The sequence below is a fragment of the Arthrobacter sp. 05T423 genome (genome assembly GCF_056396245.1).
In genome coordinates this window covers 1-627 of sequence record NZ_JBFTLC010000108.1, presented here as the reverse complement: position 1 = coordinate 627, position 627 = coordinate 1, and the positions used below count along the sequence as shown (strand labels likewise).

The window sequence follows — 627 nt, the reverse complement described above, 5'->3', positions numbered from 1 at the left end:
CGGGCTTGTCCAGGTCCGAGGACCGGATCGCGCAGAACCACATCTGCTCGAAAATACGCTCCTGCTCGGCCCGGAAAATAGCCGGATCCGTATACAGATGCCCGCCCAGCGTCGGGATCAGGCTCGGAGTGGTTACCTCAACAGACAATGTTCCTCCTCAGAACAGCACCCATGGGTGGGTAGAAAATTGTGTGTCATGAACTCAGTTGTTGGCGCCATTTCCTGGTGCCTTGGGTTCGTCTAGGGCACGGTTGACGCGACGGGTACGACGGCGGCTGCCGGCTTGGGTGCCGGCGTTGCCAGGCTCCTGCGCCATTTTGTAAACAGCCGCGGCTGGTTCATGCCCAGGACAGCGACCGCATCCTCGCCCCGGTAATAAACAGCGAGGAAATTGTGTTCCTGCGGATCGCCGGTCTCGATCTCCACACGGTCGTAGCCGGCGGAGTGGCCGGCGAACTGGATCTTCACCCCGTGCTGATCGGACCAGAAATACGGCGGCTTCAACGGCTGCGCCGGGGAATCACTGTCCAGCAGCGCCTGCACCGCCAGCGCCGCCCGCTCCAAAGCACCCGTCCAGTGCTCCACCCGCCGGTGCCGATCCACCGCAGCATCAAACCAGGCAGCACA

At 62.4% G+C, this 627-nt stretch carries 1 protein-coding gene; it reads right to left on the bottom strand.

Annotated features, from left to right (window positions below; genetic code table 11):
• Positions 1–240 precede the first annotated feature (240 nt).
• On the bottom strand, positions 241–627 hold a 387-nt coding region (locus AC1DFE_RS24125; protein WP_476908339.1), incomplete at its 5' end, for an oxidoreductase C-terminal domain-containing protein.